The sequence below is a fragment of the Flavobacterium rhizophilum genome, from assembly GCF_046000485.1.
Taxonomy (GTDB): domain Bacteria; phylum Bacteroidota; class Bacteroidia; order Flavobacteriales; family Flavobacteriaceae; genus Flavobacterium; species Flavobacterium rhizophilum.
On the sequence record NZ_JBELQB010000010.1, the window covers coordinates 132,862 to 154,638 of the forward strand.

The window sequence follows — 21,777 nt, forward strand, 5'->3', positions numbered from 1 at the left end:
TTTTGTTGTGGCAAAATTATCAAAATAAAAATATTTTTTACACTGTTTTAATGTCGCTTTAACGGTGTGATTGCCTGTTGTAGGGGAGATAGCTGCAAACAAGAGGATTTTTGAGGAAAGTGTTTTTACATTCTTTTTATAATACGGAGGTTATTAACCGTTGATTGTGTAAAGATTTTTTATGTTTGATGAAAATTATCTGCTAAAAATATTAAATTGCACGTTTAAATAATAATCATTTAAAAGAATGAAAAAACACTTACTTTTAAGTTGTGTTTGTGTTATTTTTGCATGCGACCAAACTAAAAAATCTGAAATGACAGAAACCGTCGCGGCACCCGTGGCCGCAATTAAACCAGAAAAACTGGAAAAACACGGAGATGTTAGGATCGATAATTACTACTGGTTAAATGAGAGGGAAAACCCGGAAGTAATAGACTATCTAAACAAAGAAAACGAATACTACCAACAATGTACTGCCCACACCAAGGAGTTCCAAAAGGAATTGTTTGAGGAAATGAAAGGCAGGATTAAAGAGGACGATTCTTCTGTCCCTTACCTTTACAACGGTTACTACTACATTACCCGTTATGAAAAAGGTAAAGACTATCCTATTTATGCACGTAAGAAAGGTAACCTCGATGCCCCTGAGGAAATTATGTTTGACTGCAACATACTTGCAGAAGGGCACAGTTACTTTCAGCTAAAAGGAATTAATATTAGTGAGGACAACCAATGGGCTGCTTTTGCGGTAGATACCGTTTCAAGAAGGCAGTATACCATACAGATTAAAAATCTGGTTACCGGAGAGGTACTTCCGTACAAAATTGAAAATACTACGGGAGGTTCTACATGGGGCGGAGATAACAAAACACTTTTCTATACAAGGAAAGACCCTGTTACCCTGCGATCTGAAAAGGTATACAAGCATAAAATGGGTAGCGATGTGGCTAAAGATGACTTGGTTTTTCATGAGAAGGACGACACCTTTAATACATTTATATATAAAGAGAAATCAAAAAAGTATCTTGTAATAGGTTCAAGCAGTACGCTTACCAGCGAATACAGGATACTTGATGCCAAAAAGCCTGATGGTGAGTTTAAGATATTCCAGAAAAGGACACGCGGACTGGAGTATGACATTAGCCACTACGGTGATAAGTTTTACATTGTAACCAATAAGGACAATGCTACTAACTTTAAGTTGATGGAGACTCCGGAAACGGCTACAGGTATGGAAAATTGGAAAGACCTGCTTTCCCACCGTGAAGATGTGCTTATTGAAGGGGTAGATATATTTAAAAACTACCTTGTTGTAAGCGAACGCTCTAACGGACTTAATAAAATACGTATCCGCCCTTGGGACGGAAGCGAGGAATATTACCTTCCGTTTGATATAGAGACCTATACTGCCTATACTACTACTAATGTTGATTTTGATACCGATGTGCTTCGCTATGGCTACCAGTCTATGGCTACACCAAATTCGGTTATCGATTTTAATATGAAAACCCGCGAAAAAACCGTGAGGAAAGAGCAGGAGGTACTGGGAGGTAAGTTTGATAAGAACAACTATGAGGAGAAAAGGGTATGGGCTACAGCCGAAGACGGTACTAAAGTGCCTATCTCTATGGTATACCGCAAGGGCATTAAAATGGACGGAAACAATCCTCTACTGTTATATGCTTATGGTTCGTATGGAGCGAGTATGGATCCGTACTTCTCTTCCATAAGGCTTAGTCTTTTAGACAGGGGTTTTATTTATGCCATTGCCCATATTAGGGGTGGTGAAGATTTAGGCCGTGAATGGTATGAAAACGGAAAGCTTCTTAAAAAGAAAAACACCTTTACTGATTTTATAGACTGTTCCAAATATGTAATAGAACAGAAGTATACTTCGGTTCAGCATTTGTATGCCGAAGGCGGATCGGCTGGAGGACTGCTAATGGGTGCTGTGGTAAACATGGCTCCGCAACTGTACCACGGTGTTATTGCACAGGTACCGTTTGTAGATGTGGTAACTACTATGCTTGATGATTCTATACCGTTAACAACAGGAGAGTATGACGAGTGGGGGAATCCTAACGAAAAAGAGTACTATGATTACATGAAATCATATTCACCTTATGACAACGTAACAGCTCAGGAATATCCTAATATGTTGATAACAACAGGACTACATGATTCTCAGGTTCAATACTGGGAACCTGCCAAATGGGTAGCTAAATTAAGGGCCGTAAAAACCGATAAAAACCAGCTGTATCTTGATACCAATATGGACGCAGGACATGGCGGGGCTTCCGGAAGATTTGAGGCACTTAAAGAGGTCGCCAAAGAGTATAGTTTTTTACTAGATTTGGAAGGAATTCAGGAGTAATTAAATTTTTTTTGTTAGATTTGCAAGGTTTTGAGGTCAATTAAACTTTGTACATAGTTTACCTTACTAACTTATTTTTTATGAAAGAAGAAATAAAAGCCTATAATAATGTATTGGAATTAATTGGGAATACACCACTAATTAAGCTCAATAAAGTTACACAAGGGTTAAAAGGAAATTTTTACGCAAAAGTAGAGGCATTTAATCCGGGCCATTCAACCAAAGACAGGATTGCACTATACATCATTGAAGAAGCTGAAAGAAAGGGTATCCTGAAACCGGGAGACACCATTATTGAAACTACTTCAGGTAATACTGGTTTTAGTGTAGCAATGGTTAGCATTATTAAAGGTTATGACTGCATACTGGCAGTTAGCTCTAAATCATCAAGAGATAAAATTGATATGCTGCGTGCCATGGGTGCAAAGGTATATGTTTGCCCTGCAAACGTATCGGCAGATGATCCGCGCTCTTACTATAACGTAGCTAAAAGACTGCATGAGGAGATAAAAGGATCTGTTTATATCAATCAGTACTTTAACGATTTAAACGTAGACGCTCACTTCACTACTACAGGTCCTGAAATTTGGGAACAGACAAACGGTAAAATTACCCACCTTGTTGCCTGTAGCGGAACAGGGGGTACCATATCGGGGGCTGCACGTTACCTAAAACAGCAAAACCCAAACATTAAGATTCTTGGTGTTGATGCTTATGGTTCGGTACTTAAAAAATACCACGAAACTAAAGAGTTTGACAACGAGGAAATTTACCCTTACAGAATTGAAGGTTTAGGTAAAAACCTTATCCCGACCGCAACAGATTTTGATGTTATTGACAAGTTCATAAAAGTATCTGACGAAGATAGTGCCCATACTGCAAGGCATATTGCCAAAACAGAAGGTTTATTTGTAGGATACACAAGTGGAGCAGCATTACAGGCTGTTAAACAGTATGCTGAAGCAGGTGAATTTGACGAAAACAGTAATGTTATCCTTATATTCCCTGACCATGGTTCACGTTATATGAGCAAGGTATTTAGTGATGACTGGATGAACGAGCAGGGCTTCTTTGATAGTATTAACATGGAAGCAACTCAAAAAATAGAGTTCATCAAATAATAAGAGAGATTAGTACCAAAAAAATATTAAAAAGCCATCCTGTTAGGGATGGCTTTTTTTATGGATGCAGAATATCCGGGAGTAGTGCTTCCCGTATTTTATATGGTAACTACATGATGTTTGGTGTAAAGGTTAAAAAAACCATCCCGGCTCAGGGGATGGTTTTACGAAGTGAGTAAAAGTAAGTATAAAAAGGAGGTTATAAAGCTGCCCTGAACTCACCGGTTCCCTGACGCTTTAAATCCTGTTCTTTTGGATGCCCGGTAATAACTACGTTACCCGAACCGCTAATTTTTCCTTTAATGGTTTTGTTACAAACAATATCGGCATTGCCCGATCCGGAAAGATCAATGTCCACATTGGTGCATTCAAGGCGTTCGGCTTCAATATTACCAGATCCGATAACTTTGCACTTAAAATCCTGAACGGCACCTTTTAGTGTAATATTGCCCGATCCCAGTACATAAGCTTCGCTACCGGCGTTAAAAAGCCTCAGGTCAATATGACCAGAGCCTTCCAACTGTATTTTTACGTTGCTTTTTAGTGCAGCCTTGCTGTTTACTGTGCCCGATCCTTTTAAATAGATATTGTTTAGAGAAGTGTAATAGGGTACTTTGATTTTTACCTTATTGTTTTTGTGTGCCCTGAAGCTTAAGCCTTTTGGTAAGCCTATGTACAGGGTGTCATTAATGTTTTTAACTTCCAGTAGGCTAACAATGTTTTCGCTTCCTTCCAGCGATAACATGTTATTGTGTTCGTCAGAAATAAGGATTACCTCAAACGGGCCACTTATTCTAAGTGACTGGTAAGCTGTAATTGCCTTTTGCTGTTTTACTTTGTTTCCGTTTCCGGTAATAAGTTCCTGGGTACCCTGTGCAGCACCGGTTAGCAGGGTAAATAACGCTGCTAACAATAATAACTGTCGTTTCATGATAAAATTTGATTTGATTGATGATGATTGATGATTTTTTGTCTTATTTAAAGACGATGTACTTCATAAAATGTTACATTTTAATTACTTATTTCATTAACTTCTTCCTAAATTGATGTTGCCGTACTGTGACTCTATATATACTTTGTTGGCTCCGTTTTTCTTAGAATAGCCTTTATAGTTGGCACTGGTGTTTCGTACGTTCTTTTCGGTAAAATTAAGACTGCTACTGCCTCTTAGGTTGCCGTATTGTAGGTCGAATTCAAAATTGTAGGCATAGTTCTCGTTAAAATTGATATCCACATTGGTGTAGGCACAGTTTATATAGATGTTTTTTGCATTGTTTTCAATACTTTGAATATCAATATTTCCATAGCTTGCTGCGAGATTCATAGCTCCTTTAACTGAACCGAAACGCATACCTATATATTCACCTTTACCTTCAATATTCACGGCCTGTTTTATTTTTAGATCACCATATTCTGAATTAAAAGCTATATTCTTTACTTCATCTATAGTATAATCAGTATATGCGGTTTTAATTTCAAGGTTGCCGCATTTGTTTATAGTAAGTCGGGAATATTCGGCTTTTATCTCGCCATTCCCCATTGCGCTAATTGTCGAGCTATTACAATACTGTAGCTTTGCACTTACATTGTTAAGTTGATTGGCTTGAATATTACCATATTGGCATTTTAATTCCGAATGTCCTTTAATATCGCCCAGTACAATATTACCATACTGGTTATGAAGGACAATGCTTCCGTTTTTCGGGATTTTAATGGTGTAATTAATCTCGATATTGGTACGCGAATTAGAGCTGCTTATTTCGGTTTTACAGGCTACAAGTCCTTTGGTAGCATTAAGCTTAATATCTATACCGTTAATCCTTTTATTTACCTGATCTTCGTTATTACCCGATACCTTTATAACCACGTCAATACTGGTTTTGTTTTCATCCCAGGTGGTAACATAAATGTTTCCGTACTGGTTGCCTACTTCAAGACCTGCATCGGCATTAACAAGATATACTTTCTGTATTTTTTTCTCTTTGGTGTATTTCCCTTTAATCTGCCCGGCATTCATGCCAAACGGAATTATGAGAAGAAAAACCAAAAGTTTAAGTGGTAGTGTTTTCATGGTAGTTCTCTTTAATTTTTTTGATGTTTTCAATACGTGTAAGCACTTCTTCAAGGAAGGATATACGTGTTTGCAGGTTAGTTATCATTGCATGGATAATCTGTTTGTTTTCGCCCTTATCAATAAGCTCACGGGTAAGTTTATTATAATCTTCCTCCAGCTTTTTCATTTGTACAAGAGCATCCCTTATAATCATTTCAGTTTCGGGGCTTTTTTCCTTTTCCACTTTTGCCAGCTCTTTTTCTATAATAGAGGCAAAATACATTTGGGTTTCCTGCACTTCGGGCGATACGTTTGCCATTTGTTCCTGTGTACCATCAGTAGTACCATGATTGTTATACACGGTAAAAATTCCAAACAGTATAAGTATAGCGGCAGCTATAGGCAGTATAAGGGTTAGGGGCGAACGCTTTTTCTTACCCTCAAGCCTGTCTAAAAATCGCTGCTGATGTCCCAGTAAGGGTTCGTGGTTGTCCCACTGTCCCTCCAGGCTTTTAAATAGCTCGTTTAAATTTTTATCCTCGTTCATGACATTGCTAATTTTTTTAGCAGGCTCTCTTTAGCCCTGCTAATGGTTGTGCGGCAATTGCCGGCTGTTATCTGCATTATTTCACTTATCTCTTCCTGATCGTAACCCTCTATGTACAGTAAGGTTAATATTATCCTGTAATTTTCCTTTAACGACGCTATGGCTTGCGAAACCTGTTGCAATTGCAGCTGCTGAAAATCAATTTTAGCTTCCTCGCCATTATCGCTGTCTTCCAGTTTATACAGCATGTTGTCTATAGGTTGGGTGGCATCCTTATTTAATTTCTTGTAGTTGTCCAGGCTATGGTTCACTACAATTTTTTTAAGCCAGGCGCCAAAGGCCACTTCTCCTTTAAACGAATCCAGTTTTGTAAAAGCTTTTAAGAACGATTCCTGCATAACATCTTCGGCCCAATGTTCATCTTTTACAATACGTAATGCAGTGTTATACATAGCCCTATAGTACATATTATAGACTTCAAACTGTGCATTGCGGTTGCCCGCCTTACATAGTGTAATGAGATGGTTTATATCGGTTTGCGTTCTTTCCAACTTTCGTTTGCCTGGTTTAATATAATGACTGGGAGGGTAAGCTTATTGTTACAGTTACAGCGAAAAAAAGTTTTCTAAATTTAATGATTTTTTAAATTATGCCCGTATTTTCTGCCTTTTCGTGATTGTGGTTAACTAGTTTTTAAAGTATATTTACGTTAGAAAATTTTTACATTTTACAGCATGAGGACTATTATGGCTATGGCTGCTTTATTGTGTGCCAACTTTATTAATGCACAGGCATTTAACGGAAAAGGAGATACTAAACTGCAAATAGGGGCTACTGTACAGGACGGTGGTACCGGGATTGTTGCCACTACTGATTTTGGACTGGCAGATAATCTTTCGTTCGGATTTTCGGCTAGCTATATGCTTTCTGCCGATGATATTTTGGGTCAGGAAGCCGATTTTGGGGACAGAGCCGATGTGAAAGCCCGACTTAACGCTAACATTGGTAATATATTTGGGATAGGGGATCAGTTTGATGTTTACCCGGGTCTTGATTTGGGATTACGTAATTTTGGCGGACACCTGGGCTTCCGTTATTTCTTTTCAGATGGTTTCGGACTGTATACTGAAGGTGGTATTCCAATTGCTACCTATAAAAGCAATCCCGAAGGTTTTGATAAGTACAACAACCAGTTTGTATGGCAAATAGGGGTGTCGTTTAATTTTTGAAAGACATACAATACAATAAAAGCTGCCTATTGGCAGTTTTTATTGTCTTAAACATTCAGCCAGTAAATTACCTATGTTTTCAGGATATTCCCAGTATTCATTATCCAGTTTTTCCAAGTAATCATTAAGGCTGTCGTCGTCATTATACAGTTCGTTAATTTTACCTGCAAGTATTTTTTTTCTGAACAGCTTATAGTCATCGTTATTAAAGTTAACTGCCAGAAAAGCTTTTTCAATCAAGTCGGCCATTTTAAAAGCCTTAATCCTTTTGAAGGCTAAAATACTTTCTTTAATAAACTGACCGTATCCATTAATAAAATACTGATTAAAACCTCCGTTGTATACTTGGTCGTCTAAAAGGCATACAAGGTATGCAGTACTTTCCTTTTCGGGTAACTCTGTTATATATTTATACCATTTCTCATTGTGTGAAATGCTAAACCAACTTTTTTTAAACCCGCTAACAGCCTTTTCGTAATACAGATTAATTACTTCCTCATCAGGCATTGATTTTATATCTGGATCCATGTTTTGTAGATGCATCAGTAGTTAATTAAGTATTACAATCCTAAACTTTTTTGTAGTTGTATTATTTCTTCTCGGGTTGATGGGGTTTCACGAATGTACACAGCTAAACGATACAGTTTTACAGAACGCTCGCTGAGTCTGTTTATAAATAGTGTTTCATTATCACCCAGTTCTTGGTATAAATTTTCGTAGAGGGTTCCATCCAGTAAATTATCAATACTTTCTTCCTTTAGGTTTGCCAGTTCATTAAAAAAATCAAACGCAGGAGTAACCTCATCGGTAGTTGTTAATTCGACTATTTTGGCTGTAAAAACATCAAAATCAGTATACACGTCACTAAGTGATTTCGTTTCAATAGCGTTATAAATAGTGTTTCTTAATTTTTCAGTTTTTAAACCAACATTCATATTAAACATATTTTATATGTAGGAGGGAAGATACAAAAAAAGCTTGTGGGACTGCTTTTATTGTATGAATTAGGAATGTTCTTTAAGTAATTTTTCTACAGGTGTATAATGTTTCTTTCCATAAAGAATAAGTATTTTCTTTTTAGTTGTGGTTTTTATTTTATCAACAAGATTTATATTTCTTTTATTCTCTACAATTTCTTTAAGGAAGAATTTTTTATCTTCGCTATTAACTGTTTCACAAGTATAGTTTTCACTTCCCAAGGGTGTTTTATAATCACAATCGTTTAATATAACAGAACCCTTTTCTTTCTCAAATTCATTTATCAATACTGTTACTGGTAAATCAACAGATTGCGAATTTTCGGGTGTAAGCCCCAAATCAGCATAATCGGGCTGATCTATAAGATCATATTTTGAAACATATTCTGAAAGAGGTTTAACATTAGAATATTCCAATAAAGGATCTAAGTTTAATATTTTTCTGAATTTTAAATAATTAATAGTATCGTTTTCTTTTATCACACGGTCACTTTTCTTTAAATAAAGACCTTCATAAAAAACAAAATATCCTTCATTTTCTAAACTGTCAATTTTAGATTTAACATCCTTATAAAATTCGACTTTCCCTAAGTGCATCATCTCGGCAAAAACTATTACCTTGTCTTTGTATGTTAATGTTTTCAAGGTTACTTTGGAATCTAAGACTCCTGTTTTTTTTAATGCAATATCAACAATTTTTGAAGCGCATGAGCTAAGTAGAAGTGTTGTAAAAAGTAATAATGATAATTTTTTCATGGTTGATTTTGTAATGTGTTTCAAATATAAGATGTTATTCGGATCATCACTTGAGTTCCTTTAATAAAAAATGCTAAAATTTTCATAAAAAATAAAATGAAACGGTAAGGTATTTCTTTAATTTATTACTATTGCACTATAAAATCCACTAATTAATTATTAACATTTTTTATTATGAAAAAAATCCTTTTTTTCGCTGCAATTGCTTTTGCAGGAATTACTTTTTTCTCTTGTTCAAACGAGAGTATTTCAGAACAACCAAGCAACTCTTTTAACCTGAAGTCGACAGTAGAAATTGATTCGGCTTATGTTATTACCGAGAGTAAAAATGCTATGATTAGTTTTGTAGAAGGCGTTACTCCATACTATCATGAGGGTATGACTTTTAATGATTTTAAATGGTCACTTGATCCAGCTTCCGGTTTGGAAAAAATCACAGCTGAAGGTAATGATCTCTTAAAAAAATCATTTAGCATTTTACAAAAAGAATCTAGCATTGAAGATGCTACCGGTATTGAAATTATGAGAGCAACCGAAGCAATGATTCAACACAATATTGATTTAGGTTACAAAACAACTGATGAAGTTGATTTAGACAAAGATTCTTTTTGGTTATTTGGTTTGGATCCAAATTCAGTACAAGAAGAAGCTTCTTTCCTAAAGAAAAAAGACTGTAAATGGTATCAAATAGGCTGTCATATTTCTAATATATGGGAGTGGTTAAGTTCAACTGCAAACGGAGGAGGAGCTTCTAATGGTGCAACTCTTGCAGCTGTAGTAACAATTGCAAGTGGTATTTTAATACTTTTACTATAATTAAAAGTGAAAATATATACTATTTTATTTCTATTTCTTGCAGTACCTCAAACCCTGCTGGCACAGGATAATTTTTCTGTTTCAGTTAATACCGGACTGGTGTTAGCAAAAGAAGATTTAGGAAAATCTGTTGGAGGGCGTTTTGGAATAGATTTTAATCGTTTTGGTCTGGAAGCAAGCTATCAATATGCTGAACTGGAGAACAGTATTAAAGACTATATAGTTTCTAAATATGCTTTGACAGCAGGCTATAATGTGTATTCTCAGGATAAGAACTTTTTAATGACATTAAAAACGGGGCCTGCATTATTATATTTTAATGGATTTGAAGAAAGTAACTGTTCAAATTTAGGTTTGGATATTTCTGTAGCATTGTCTTATAATTTATTTGACTCGCTAGATTTGGAAATGGGATTAACCAATAACCTTAATAAAAAGACGAACAGTTTTTTGCAAACCTTTTTTGGATTTAAATATAATTTTAGAAAGAAGAATTAATAACAACATCAATTTATTACAAAAAAAGCAGCCTATTAGGGCTGCTTTTTTATATGGTATAAACAGGGAATGTTAAGATTCCTGCATAGTATGATACACGTTCATTACGTCGTCATCTTCTTCAATTTTTTCAAGAAGTTTTTCAACGTCTGCCTGTTGCTCTTCGTTAAGCTCTTTAGTTACCTGAGGGATTCTGTCAAATCCTGAAGAAAGGATTTCAAGGTTACGGTTCTCAAGTTCTTTTTGTATAGCACCAAAGCTTTCAAAAGGAGCATACATTATGATACCGTCTTCATCGGCAAAAATCTCTTCCACACCAAAGTCAATCATTTCAAGCTCAAGCTCTTCTACATCCTGACCCTCTGCCGGGATTCGGAAATTACAGGTATGGTCAAACATAAACTCAACCGATCCCTGAGTTCCCATAGTACCGTTACATTTGTTAAAATAACTACGAATGTTTGCTACTGTACGGTTATTGTTATCGGTAGCGGTTTCTATAAGTATGGCAATACCGTGTGGTGCATAGCCTTCAAAAAGTACTTCTTTATAGTTGGCAGTATCTTTGTCGCTTGCTTTTTTAATTGCTCTTTCAACGTTGTCTTTAGGCATGTTTGCCGCTTTGGCATTTTGTATAACAGCCCTTAAACGTGCGTTGGTCTCGGGGTTTGGACCACCTTCTTTTACAGCAATTACTATATCTTTTCCAATTCTGGTAAACGTTTTGGCCATTGCCGACCAACGTTTCATTTTTCTGGCTTTTCTAAATTCAAACGCTCTTCCCATAAATTAATTTTATTTGGAGGAACAAAAATAAGGTTATTAGCCGTTTTTGCAAAATCTTATTAGGGCTGATTGTAAAAAAAGACGCTATAACTTACTTATTTTCCAAATTATAAATATCGGTAAGTATGTTTATGCCTTCCTTTATGTACGGATTGGTTTTTACCAGCTTTTCGCGGTACTCGTTAGTATTGACCAAAAAGTCGTCGTACATAATACGCTGATAGGTGTCGCGCGGTGTTTTAATGTGGCTTATCTGTTGTTTGTCTTCAAAGGTGCTTATGCTTTTCCAAATGGCATCCATGGTATGTACATCGTTAAACACACCGTCAAAATTAAGGGCAACAGGAGCTTTGTCTTCCTCATACATTTTTTTGATGGTTTGGTTAACCGAGAGTATCTCGTTAAAGTCGGCATCCTGACTTATCCTTTCCCTGCTTTGTTTTATGGCATACTCCCTGTAGCTTAGCTCTTCCTTACGGAATTTCAGCCTTACATTAATGCTGTCGTTAGCAAGGGCAGTAGCATCGGTTTTCTCCCTTGGTAAAAAGTCGTTTAGATAGGAGGGAATTTCAATATCAGGTACTATGCCTATGTACTGGTTGCTTTTCCCTGTAATGCGGTAAAACTTATCTATGGTAACCTTTACAAAATCAGTAGGGTTGTTTTGTTGTAACTGAAAAATAGTTTGCATGGTAGCCTTGCCCATAGTGGTGTTTCCGGCAATAATAGCACGCCCGTAATCCTGCATTACTCCGGTAAAGAATTCGCTTGCTGAAGCCGAGAATCCGTTAACCAGTATCACTATAGGTCCGTTATAAATACTGCCTCTCAGGTAGTCCTTAATCACATTGCGCGACCTGTTCCTGCCGGTTACTACCGTTAAAGGGCCAAAATCTATAAACATACCGGCGAGCTTGGTAACCTCTTCCATTGAGCCTCCACCGTTAAACTGAAGGTCTATTATGAGTCCGTTTATGTTTTCCTCGTTTAGTTTTGCTACCTCACGAGCCACATCATCGGCACAGCCATGAAAACTGTTCTCATCGCGGGCTGTATAAAAGCTGGGTATTTTTATGTAGCCCATAGGCAGGGTATCGCCGATAACAAAGCTGTATACCGTATTGTCTTCAGACCGCATTACCTTTTTCTCCAGATTAACACTGTATACAGTACCGTCGTTTTTTCTAAGGGTAAGTTTCACCGTTCTGTAGGCATCACTAAATACTATATTTGTTATGGTTTCGAGTGAGGCACAGGTAACGGGGTATTCGGTATTTTCTGATGCCAGTTTGAGTATCTGGTCGCCCTTGTCTATCTTTTGGGTTTTATAGGCAGGTCCCCCCGGAATCACTTCCTGTATTATTATTTCCTCGTTTTCATTTTGACTTACATAAATGCCTAATGAATAATTTTCATCGGACACTGCCGATATAAACGTAGATTTTTCGTCGTAGTTAAAGTAATTGGTATGCGGGTCAAAGTAAGAGCAAAACGCCTCATAAAACCTGTGGTACATGTTTTCGTCCAGTCCCTCCTTAGGGTTAAGCAATGCTTCGGTTCGGCATATGTAGGCATCGGCTATTTTAGCCTTTATGCTGTTTTCCATTACGGGTATCTGGGCTTTTAAGGAATCGCGGTTCTTGCTTAGTTTGGCAATATCCTCCAGTACATCATACACAATTTTTTTACAAATAAACTTTTTAAGCTGTTCCTTACTGGTACGGTAGGGGAAATGCTCTTTGGAGTAGTAAATGGAATCGGTACCGTTAAGGTCTATTCCGTCATAAACGATTTCACTGATGATATCGGTATTACGTTCCAGAGCTGTTTTGTATATAGATACAAAATCGGTAAAAAAGGAACAGTCACTGCCTGTAATGTAATCGTCTATTTTGTATTTGTGTTTGGAAAGCAGTTCAACCTCTTCCTGTAGCAGGAGCATACGGTTATCGTCCATTTCCCGCATAACCCTATTAAAAACATAAGCCGACAGGCTGTCGTCTGTCGGCTTAGGATTAAAATGTTCGCTTTGTAAAAGCGCATTTATATTGTAAAACACACTGCAGGCCTGCTCGTGTTTTTGTGCCCCTGCAAGCAGCGGGAACAAACAGGCTATCGCTAGTATGTTTTTCATAGGCCTTTACTTTTTGTAGAAAGGAAGCTTCACCACTTTTGCGGCTACATCATTCTTCCTTATCCTGATGTAAATTTCGCTGTCTGGTGCAGCATAGGCAATTGGCACATAGCCTAACCCGATACCTTTACCAAGTGATGGTGCCATGGTACCCGATGTTACTATACCTATTACATTACCTTCTTTATCTGTAATTTCATAATCGTGTCTTGGTATACCTCTTTCGGTTAACTCAAAACCAACAAGTTTTCTGCTAACACCTTCTTCTTTTTGTTTTTTGATGGCTTCGCTGTTAGTGAAATCTTTAGTGAACTTAGTGATCCAGCCAAGGCCGGCCTCTATAGGTGAAGTGGTATCGTTAATATCGTTACCATACAGGCAAAAGCCCATTTCCAGTCTAAGAGTATCGCGGGCAGCAAGTCCTATTGGTTTGATACCATAGGCAGCTCCTGCTTCAAATACCTTGTTCCATACCTGCTCAATATCGGAATTTTTTACGTAAATTTCAAATCCTCCGCTACCGGTATATCCTGTTGCAGAAACAATTACATCGCTAACACCTGCAAAATCGGCTACTTCAAAGTGATAATATTTTATTTCGGTAAGGTTTACAGAAGTTAAAGACTGCATAGCTTCGGCAGCTTTAGGTCCCTGTATAGCCAGTAGCGAATAGTCTTCTGAAGCGTTTTCCATAGTAGCACCCACATCGTTTTTACCCGAAATCCAGTTCCAGTCTTTCTCAATGTTAGAGGCATTTACCACTAAAAGATATTTTTCTTCACCCATTTTGTAAACAATAAGGTCGTCTACAATACCGCCGTCTTCGTTAGGAAGGCAAGAGTATTGAGCACGCCCTACAGTTAGGGTAGAAGCATCGTTTGTTGTAACTTTTTGAATAAGTGCAAGGGCATTTGGCCCGGTGATGAAAAATTCACCCATGTGAGATACATCAAAAACTCCCACACCGTTTCTTACGGTTTCGTGTTCTACATTTACCCCTTCATATTGTACAGGCATGTTGTATCCTGCAAATGGTACCATTTTAGCCCCAAGGCTTTCGTGTATGTGCGTTAGCGCAGTATTTTTCATCTAGAATAATAATAAAGTTTCAACGGCGCTAATTTATTGAAAAAAACGCACTAATGGCATGCTATTATCGGGAAATACAAATTATTTCACAATTTTTAGTCTCCTTCTTAAAAGATTATATAGCATCAGGCAAAACTTCGAGTTAAATATTTGTTGCATCAACCTGCTATGTAAAAGCATTATTATAAATTTACTTAGTAAAAGTAGTACAAACAATAGTAAACATGAAAATTTTTGACATTGCAGCCAATAGGGAAGCCGACAGAGTAACTGTAGAACGACAGGGTATAACTTACTACGAACTGATGGAAAGGGCAGGTACAGAAGTATTCCAGTGGCTAAAACGCAATTTTCCTGATAAGGAAACACTTTTTCATGTAGTATGCGGACAGGGTAATAACGGCGGTGACGGACTGGTAGTGGCCCGCCTGTTGTATGAGTCCAAGTACCGCGTGGTACTCGATATACTGGAAGATGCCGGAAAACCTACCCCAGACTTTACGGCCAACCTAAAGCGTATTAATAAGGACGGTATTAAATACAATAACAAAGAGATATACCAATATACCGATGGTAAACTGGTAGTGATTGATGCTATTTTCGGGATTGGGCTTAGCCGTGAGCCGGAAGGTTCGGTTAAGGAAATGATTAATAAAATCAACCATAGCAATGCCTATGTGGTTTCTATAGATGTCCCTTCAGGGGTGTTTATGGACAGGAAAACAAATTTTGCGGTACACAGTGATGCCGTACTAACTTTCCAACAACCCAAGCTTTCGTTTTATCTTTCAGATAATTATCAGTACATAAAAAAAGTAGAGATACTGGATATAGGGTTAGACAGGGACTTTATTAATACAGTTGAGACCAACTATTTCCTTACCGATAGTTTTGAAGTATACAAACGCTACATACCTATAGATCCTTTTACACATAAAGGCAAACAGGGGCATGCGCTTATTATTGGTGGTAGCTATGGCAAAATAGGTGCAGTGTGCCTTGCGGCGAAGTCGGCCTTAAAATCAGGTTGCGGACTCATAACTGCCTACCTGCCCAAGTGTGGCTACGTAGTGATACAGTCGGCATTCCCAGAAGCAATGGCAATAACCAATGGTGAGGAACATATTACCCATATCAATTTTGATTTTGAACCCAAAGCAATAGGTATAGGTCCGGGAATGGGGCAGCATCCCGAAACTCAAAAGGCTTTCCACGATTTTTTAATTCGGTACAAACATCCGTTAGTTATAGATGCCGACGGACTAAACATACTTTCCTATAATAAGGAATGGCTGGAACTACTTCCTGTAAATACCATACTTACTCCGCACCCCAAAGAACTGGAACGTTTAATGGGAACATGGAATGATGGCTTTGACAAAATAGAGAAGATGAAAACTTTTTGTAGTAAATACCATGTAATACTTGTAGCAAAAGATGCCCGCACTATGGTGGTATATGGCAATGAGGTACATGTAAACACATCGGGCAATGCTGCACTGGCAACGGGTGGCAGTGGCGATACGCTTACGGGTATTATTACCGGATTACTGGCACAGGGCTATACTGCTGCCGATGCTGCAGTTTTTGGAGTATACCTGCACGGACTCACTGCAGATATTGCCCTGCCGCAAACCGGAATGCAGGGTTTCACGGCATCTATGATACCTGATTATATAGGAAAAGCCTATCATGAAATAGAATCAAATCATCCTTAATATTGAAAAGTTGATAAAAATCTTGTTTTTTAAATAAGGTTTAATGAATTTTGGGGCTTCAATTCAACGTATAAATGGAAACAATACATTATATAAGCAGCGACCTGCTTTCTATTGAAGTCGTAAACGAAATTATTACTCAGGGGAAAAAACTGGAGCTTAGCGAAGAAGCGAGGCTGAACATTGAAAAATGCCGAACGTACCTTGATGAAAAAATGAAATCGCACAGCGACCCTATTTATGGTATAAATACAGGATTTGGTTCACTATATAATGTAAAGATATCTAACGAAAACCTGTCAAAACTACAGGAGAACCTTGTAAAATCACATGCTTGTGGTACAGGGGAGGAAGTACCGCAGGAAATCGTTAAGATTATGCTTCTGTTAAAAATACAGTCGTTAAGCTATGGTCATTCGGGCGTTCAGCTGGAAACTGTACAAAGACTTGTTGATTTTTATAATAACGATATTTTACCTGTTGTTTACAATCAGGGGTCACTTGGAGCGTCGGGCGACCTTGCTCCGCTGGCACACCTTTCATTACCGTTATTAGGTGAGGGAGAGGTAAACATGGACGGTTTCCGTCAGCCTTCTTCAAAAGTATTGGAGAAAATGGGATGGAAGCCTATCGTACTTAAATCTAAAGAAGGACTTGCGCTTTTAAACGGTACTCAGTTTATGAGTTCATATGGAGTGTATGTATTGCTTAAATCAATTAAGTACTCCTACCTTGCCGATGTTATAGGTGCTGTTTCTCTTGAAGGTTTTGACGGAAGGATAGAGCCATTTAACGAGCTTATCCACATGGTGCGACCTCATAAAGGACAAATTGTAACAGCACAGCGTTTTAACCAGCTGCTTGAGGACAGTGAGATTATTGCACACCCTAAACAACACGTTCAGGATCCGTATTCGTTCCGTTGTATACCACAGGTGCATGGTGCTACAAAAGATACTATTGATTATGTGAAGAAAGTTTTCCGTACCGAAATCAACTCGGTTACCGATAACCCAAATATATTTATTGACAGCGACCAGATAATATCAGGAGGTAACTTCCACGGGCAGCCACTGGCATTAACGCTTGACTTTTTAGGTATAGCCCTGTCAGAACTTGGTAGTATCTCTGAAAGAAGAACCTATCAGTTAATATCAGGCCTGCGCGGGTTACCACCATTCCTTGTAGCAAATCCGGGACTTAACTCGGGCTTTATGATTCCGCAGTATACAGCAGCTAGTATTGCCAGCCAAAACAAGCAGTTATGTACCCCTGCAAGTGCCGATAGTATTGTATCGAGCAACGGACAGGAAGACCATGTGAGTATGGGGGCTAATGCGGCTACAAAAGCACTTAGAATTATAGAGAACCTGGAGCGTATACTTGCCATAGAGCTTATGAATGCTTCTCAGGCCATTGAATTTAGAAGGCCGCTTAAGTCAAGTGATTTTATAGAAATGTTCCTTAAATCATACAGGGAAGAAGTTCCGCTTGTTGAAGACGACAGGATACTGCATTATGATATTGAGAATACCATTGCTTTCTTAAACAACCTGCAAATAGACGAAACTGTAATAGACTAATACAAAAAGCCTCCTTAAAGGAGGCTTTTTTAATACATACCATTTTATATGAAAATACCCACTTTTGGGTATTTTTTTTTGTTTTTACCCGTAAGATATTTGTGCTAAGTAGTATAAAAAGTGTTTGTAGCAATATAAAACAGCTTCTTTAGGTGTTTTTACCCATTATTAAAAAACAGGTAATTCTACTCTAAAATTAAATAATCCTAAAAATTATATTTGCGCAGGCTATATATATATTAAATAATTCATTTTTTAAATAACATTTATTTATTAACAGAAAAACACCTGTTAAATAAGTTAATTAAATCTTAAATAGAATATATAGATTTCTGTATATTAGCATGTTGAAATAGTAAGAGTAAAACCCAATAATTAATGCCTATGAAAAAAAATACCTCACTCCACTACCTAAACTGTCTTCTTTTATTTGATAATTAATTGAAGAAAAAAGTTTAATCTATTTAAAATATAATTAGCTATTGGCTTTTCAGCTTTTTTGCCTAATGGGCAGGAAGGCATTTTGTTATTATAGAAAGTAAACAACCCAATTATTATTACATACCACCTATGATTAAAACCAAAAATTTATTATTCAAACTAACAATGCTGTTTGCAGTTTTACTTTTTAGTGAAATTGCTTATTCACAGTGTGCCAACTATGGTACAGCGCCTAATCAGGATTTTGACTGTGACGGTGTAATAAACAGCGACGACCTTGACGATGACAACGATGGTATTTTAGATACCGACGAGTGTGACGTAACACTGGCAGCAACAACCTTTAACCTGTTTGCTCCGCCTAATCATCTTCATCCTGATGAAGTATGGAATATTGTAATATCAGGTGATGAGGGGACAACAATTACTTTTCTTGGTTCCACTTATGTTATTCCGGCTTCACAAACGCTGGTAATAAGCATATCGGGGACGCAAGTACCTGATCTTGCCAATAATGTGGTACAGTCAGGAAAAAGTATTTTGCTTGTTGCCGATATGCCGGTAACAATAATACATGAACTTACAGGTCCTTTTGTAAGTGACTCGTGGGTAGTGCTTCCCGAAAAAATATGGGGTAATAGTTACAGACTGTTTACGTATAACTATTCGGGTAATGGAGAAAAAGATCAGTATGCCATGATATACAGCGCTACCGATGCTAACAATGTACTGATAAAAGATAAAACAGGTGCTATTCAAAAAAATATTATTCTTAATGCAGGAGATACCTATCTTCAAACAGGGGTTGACCTTAATATGACTGGTTGGACAGTAGAGTCGACCTATAATGTAGGAGTAATTGTTGGTGTTAAGTGTGCTAACGCTCCTGTTGAATACTGTGACAATATCGATGAGATGCTATTGCCTACAAATATGTTAGGTACTAAATTTTATATCTCAAACAGTGCAAGCAACACCACTTATGTTATGGCTGATGCCGATAATACTACTGTTACACTTAACGGTAGTGTTGTAGCTACATTAGCAAATGCCGGAGATGTTTATTCTTTTAATGTTTCTGCTACAGATCTTAATGTTGTTGAAACCAGTAACAGTGCTACAGTATGGCAGTTAAGTCCTAATAATGCCGATCCGGCATGGCAGTTGGTACTTGATGAGAGTAAGGCGGTAAATAGTTTTAATTTCTCTATCCCAACCTCCATGACCACATCAAATGTATTGGCGCTTATAGTTCCTACGGCCAGTACATCGCTTGTTTTATATAATGGCGCTCCTGTTACAGGATGGGCTCCATATCCAAGTGAGCCGGGTACATCTTATGCAGAGGTATCTGGTATAGCTGCAGGTACAGCTATTAATGTGACATCTACTACAGGTAATGTACCTATCCTTTCTTCTTATACAGGTATTGGTAGTTATATAACGAACTCTACAGCTCCTTCTATTGGTAACTATAGTGTAGATACAGGAGCGCAGGGGCTTGGAGATTGTGCCGATAGTGATAACGACGGTTTCCCTGATTATGTTGATTTAGATAGTGATAATGACGGCTGTAGTGATGCTAACGAAGCTTACGGGCTCGCAGATGCCGATGGTAATGATGGAGATATGTACTATGGGGTAGGGTCTGTTGCCGTAAATGCCGATGGTACTGTTATAGGAGCTTCTTATACAGGTACTAATAATAATGTTACTACTTTAGGGACAGAAAGTACTATTGATACCCAGCCTATTGATGAGTCTGTAGAGGTTAATGCTAACATTGCGTTTACCGTGGCTGCCTCAGGTGGTTCGGGAACAACAAGCTACCAGTGGCAGGAAAGTACTGATAATGGTACTACATGGACAGATATTACCGATGGCGGAGTTTATAGCGACGCTACTACAAATACTCTTAACTTAACAGCTGTTACGGCTGCAATGGCAGATTATGACTATAGGGTGATTATTACTCAGTCTGATTTAGTTTGTGCATATGTGGTTTCAGATGCTGTAAACCTTTGTGTGGTTTCGGCTGCTTCAGCTGTGGCTGATTTTAGTGCCAATACCTGTAATGAAATTACTGTTACTGCAAATGTACCGGTGCTTGGTACCGGGCTATGGACTATAGTATCGGGTACAGATGGTGTTTTAGGTACAGATACAGATGCTGAGACCTCTTTTACAGGTACTCCGGGTGCCAGCTATGTTTTACGCTGGACGATTACTAACGGTGCCTGTGTTTCTGAATTCGACTTGCCGGTTGATTTGCCTGTCCCTCCAACAGTTTCTGTAGACAATCAAACAGATGTTTTATGTAACGGCGAAACTAATGGTACTGCTACTGTAGCTGTTACCGGAGGTACTGCACCTTATAACTATTTATGGAATGATGGTCAAACAACTGCAACCGCCACTGGTCTTGCACCTGGTGATTATACTGTAACCGTAACCGATGCAAGCGGGTGTTCTGCCGTGCAGGACTTTATAATAGGTGAGCCTGATGCTCTTGCAGCTGCTACAGGGTCTACTCAAAATGACGTATCCTGTAATGGAGGTGCTGACGGAGAGATTACAGTTGTAATGCAGGGTGGTGTAACTCCGTATTCTTATTCATGGAGTGACGGACAGACTACTGCTACTGCAACCGGACTAACGGCAGGAAACTACACTGTTACTATTAGCGATGCTAACGGATGTACTTTAACAGAAAACTTTATTGTATCTCAGCCTGATGCGCTGGCTCTTTCACCTAATACCGTTGTAAACGATGTATTATGTAACGGTGGTGCAAGCGGCTTAATTACAGTTGATATACAGGGTGGTGTAACCCCATATACTTACCTATGGAATAATGGTCAAACTACAGCTACTATAACCGGACTTGCAGTTGGTACATACAGTGTTGATGTTACCGATGCTAACGGTTGTGTTTTAACAGAAACATTTACGATTAATGAACCTACAGCTTTATCTACAACAGGTTCACAAACCAATGTGCTTTGTAACGGAGACGATAACGGTGAAGCTTCGGTAATTGTATCGGGTGGTGTCGCTCCTTATACTTATGAATGGAGTAATGGTGAAACTACCGATGCTGTTACAGGACTTACTGCCGGAACTTATTTTGTAACGGTAACCGATGACAACGGTTGTATTATCATCCAGAATTTTAATATTAGTGAGCCACCTGCATTGATTGAAGGTGCTGCTACAACTCAATTAGATGTTTTATGTAACGGAGCCGCTACAGGAGAAATCAATTTAGTTGTTGAAGGTGGTGTAACGCCATATACCTATTTATGGAATACAGGTGAAACTACCGCTACAATAAGCGGATTGATGGCAGGAACTTATTCTGTAGATATTACTGATGCTAATGGTTGTGTACTTAACCTTGAGTTTGAAATTACCCAGCCTGATGCTCTTGTTGCTACTGAGGCTACTACGCAGTCTAACGTTACTTGTAACGGTACGGCAACAGGTGAGGCTACTATTGATGTAGCAGGTGGTGTAATGCCATATACCTATTTATGGAATGACGGACAGACTACTGCTACTGCTACAGCTCTTGTAGCCGGTACTTACACTGTTGATATTACCGATGCTAACGGATGTAGTTTAACTCAGGAATTTATAATCGACGAACCGG

17 protein-coding genes and 1 pseudogene are annotated in these 21,777 nt (G+C 38.1%); 8 read left to right on the forward strand and 10 right to left on the reverse strand.

Annotated elements, in window-relative coordinates; all coding sequences use genetic code 11:
- Positions 1–247: 247 nt before the first annotated feature.
- Both ABS768_RS13720 and ABS768_RS13725 read left to right on the forward strand, forming a co-directional pair.
- Positions 248–2,377: a S9 family peptidase gene (locus ABS768_RS13720; protein ID WP_408075521.1), complete on the forward strand. Its 2,130-nt coding sequence runs from the start codon at positions 248–250 to the stop codon at positions 2,375–2,377.
- 80 nt (positions 2,378–2,457) lie between these two features.
- Positions 2,458–3,498: a PLP-dependent cysteine synthase family protein gene (locus ABS768_RS13725; RefSeq protein ID WP_035134862.1), complete on the forward strand. Its 1,041-nt coding sequence runs from the start codon at positions 2,458–2,460 to the stop codon at positions 3,496–3,498.
- Positions 3,499–3,697: 199 nt separating this feature from the next.
- Here the strand turns inward: ABS768_RS13725 and ABS768_RS13730 are convergent, their stop codons facing one another.
- The 4 genes from ABS768_RS13730 to ABS768_RS13745 form a co-directional block, all read right to left on the reverse strand.
- Positions 3,698–4,429, reverse strand: a complete 732-nt coding sequence (locus tag ABS768_RS13730; RefSeq protein ID WP_408075522.1) for a head GIN domain-containing protein — start codon at positions 4,427–4,429, stop codon at positions 3,698–3,700.
- Between the two features lie 96 nt (positions 4,430–4,525).
- Positions 4,526–5,569, reverse strand: a complete 1,044-nt coding sequence (locus ABS768_RS13735; RefSeq protein WP_408075523.1) for a DUF4097 family beta strand repeat-containing protein — start codon at positions 5,567–5,569, stop codon at positions 4,526–4,528.
- Positions 5,550–6,098, reverse strand: coding sequence for a hypothetical protein (locus ABS768_RS13740; RefSeq protein WP_408075524.1), 549 nt, complete (start codon positions 6,096–6,098; stop codon positions 5,550–5,552). The genes ABS768_RS13735 and ABS768_RS13740 overlap by 20 nt, the downstream gene beginning before the upstream one ends.
- Positions 6,095–6,649, reverse strand: coding sequence for an RNA polymerase sigma factor (locus ABS768_RS13745; protein WP_408075525.1), 555 nt, complete (start codon positions 6,647–6,649; stop codon positions 6,095–6,097). The genes ABS768_RS13740 and ABS768_RS13745 overlap by 4 nt, the downstream gene beginning before the upstream one ends.
- 183 nt (positions 6,650–6,832) lie before the next feature.
- Here ABS768_RS13745 and ABS768_RS13750 point away from each other — a divergent pair, with 183 nt between their 5' ends.
- Positions 6,833–7,327, forward strand: a complete 495-nt coding sequence (locus ABS768_RS13750; RefSeq protein WP_408075526.1) for a DUF6646 family protein — start codon at positions 6,833–6,835, stop codon at positions 7,325–7,327.
- Between the two features lie 39 nt (positions 7,328–7,366).
- On the opposite strand, the gene ABS768_RS13755 is transcribed toward ABS768_RS13750, so the two are convergent.
- From ABS768_RS13755 to ABS768_RS13765, 3 genes are all read right to left on the reverse strand, one after another.
- A complete protein-coding gene (locus ABS768_RS13755) occupies positions 7,367–7,855 on the reverse strand; it encodes a DMP19 family protein (RefSeq protein ID WP_408075527.1) in 489 nt (162 codons plus the stop codon).
- A gap of 32 nt (positions 7,856–7,887) precedes the next feature.
- Positions 7,888–8,262: a hypothetical protein gene (locus ABS768_RS13760; RefSeq protein ID WP_408075528.1), complete on the reverse strand. Its 375-nt coding sequence runs from the start codon at positions 8,260–8,262 to the stop codon at positions 7,888–7,890.
- 69 nt (positions 8,263–8,331) lie between these two features.
- Positions 8,332–9,060, reverse strand: a complete 729-nt coding sequence (locus ABS768_RS13765) for a hypothetical protein (RefSeq protein ID WP_408075529.1) — start codon at positions 9,058–9,060, stop codon at positions 8,332–8,334.
- Between the two features lie 174 nt (positions 9,061–9,234).
- Here ABS768_RS13765 and ABS768_RS13770 point away from each other — a divergent pair, with 174 nt between their 5' ends.
- Together ABS768_RS13770 and ABS768_RS13775 are read left to right on the forward strand one after the other, a co-directional pair.
- The gene (locus ABS768_RS13770) at positions 9,235–9,876 is read left to right on the forward strand and encodes a hypothetical protein (protein WP_408075530.1); all 642 of its coding nucleotides are present in this window, start codon (positions 9,235–9,237) and stop codon (positions 9,874–9,876) included.
- A 6-nt stretch (positions 9,877–9,882) separates the two neighbouring features.
- Positions 9,883–10,374, forward strand: a complete 492-nt coding sequence (locus ABS768_RS13775) for a hypothetical protein (protein ID WP_408075531.1) — start codon at positions 9,883–9,885, stop codon at positions 10,372–10,374.
- Positions 10,375–10,446: 72 nt separating this feature from the next.
- Here ABS768_RS13775 and ABS768_RS13780 read toward each other — a convergent pair whose 3' ends face one another.
- From ABS768_RS13780 to gcvT, 3 genes are all read right to left on the reverse strand, one after another.
- The gene (locus ABS768_RS13780) at positions 10,447–11,160 is read right to left on the reverse strand and encodes a YebC/PmpR family DNA-binding transcriptional regulator (protein WP_330444394.1); all 714 of its coding nucleotides are present in this window, start codon (positions 11,158–11,160) and stop codon (positions 10,447–10,449) included.
- A gap of 91 nt (positions 11,161–11,251) precedes the next feature.
- Complete coding sequence (locus ABS768_RS13785) at positions 11,252–13,294, reverse strand: S41 family peptidase (RefSeq protein ID WP_408075532.1); 2,043 nt, start codon at positions 13,292–13,294, stop codon at positions 11,252–11,254.
- 6 nt (positions 13,295–13,300) lie between these two features.
- Positions 13,301–14,383 carry a glycine cleavage system aminomethyltransferase GcvT gene (gene gcvT, locus ABS768_RS13790; RefSeq protein WP_408075533.1) on the reverse strand — a complete coding sequence of 361 codons (1,083 nt, stop codon included), beginning with the start codon at positions 14,381–14,383 and terminating at the stop codon, positions 13,301–13,303.
- A gap of 224 nt (positions 14,384–14,607) precedes the next feature.
- Here gcvT and ABS768_RS13795 point away from each other — a divergent pair, with 224 nt between their 5' ends.
- The 3 genes and pseudogenes from ABS768_RS13795 to ABS768_RS13805 form a co-directional block, all read left to right on the forward strand.
- Positions 14,608–16,101: an NAD(P)H-hydrate dehydratase gene (locus tag ABS768_RS13795; RefSeq protein WP_408075534.1), complete on the forward strand. Its 1,494-nt coding sequence runs from the start codon at positions 14,608–14,610 to the stop codon at positions 16,099–16,101.
- A gap of 74 nt (positions 16,102–16,175) precedes the next feature.
- A complete protein-coding gene (hutH, locus tag ABS768_RS13800) occupies positions 16,176–17,684 on the forward strand; it encodes a histidine ammonia-lyase (protein WP_408075535.1) in 1,509 nt (502 codons plus the stop codon).
- Between the two features lie 570 nt (positions 17,685–18,254).
- Positions 18,255–21,777, forward strand: a pseudogene (locus tag ABS768_RS13805) (hypothetical protein); the annotation flags it as partial.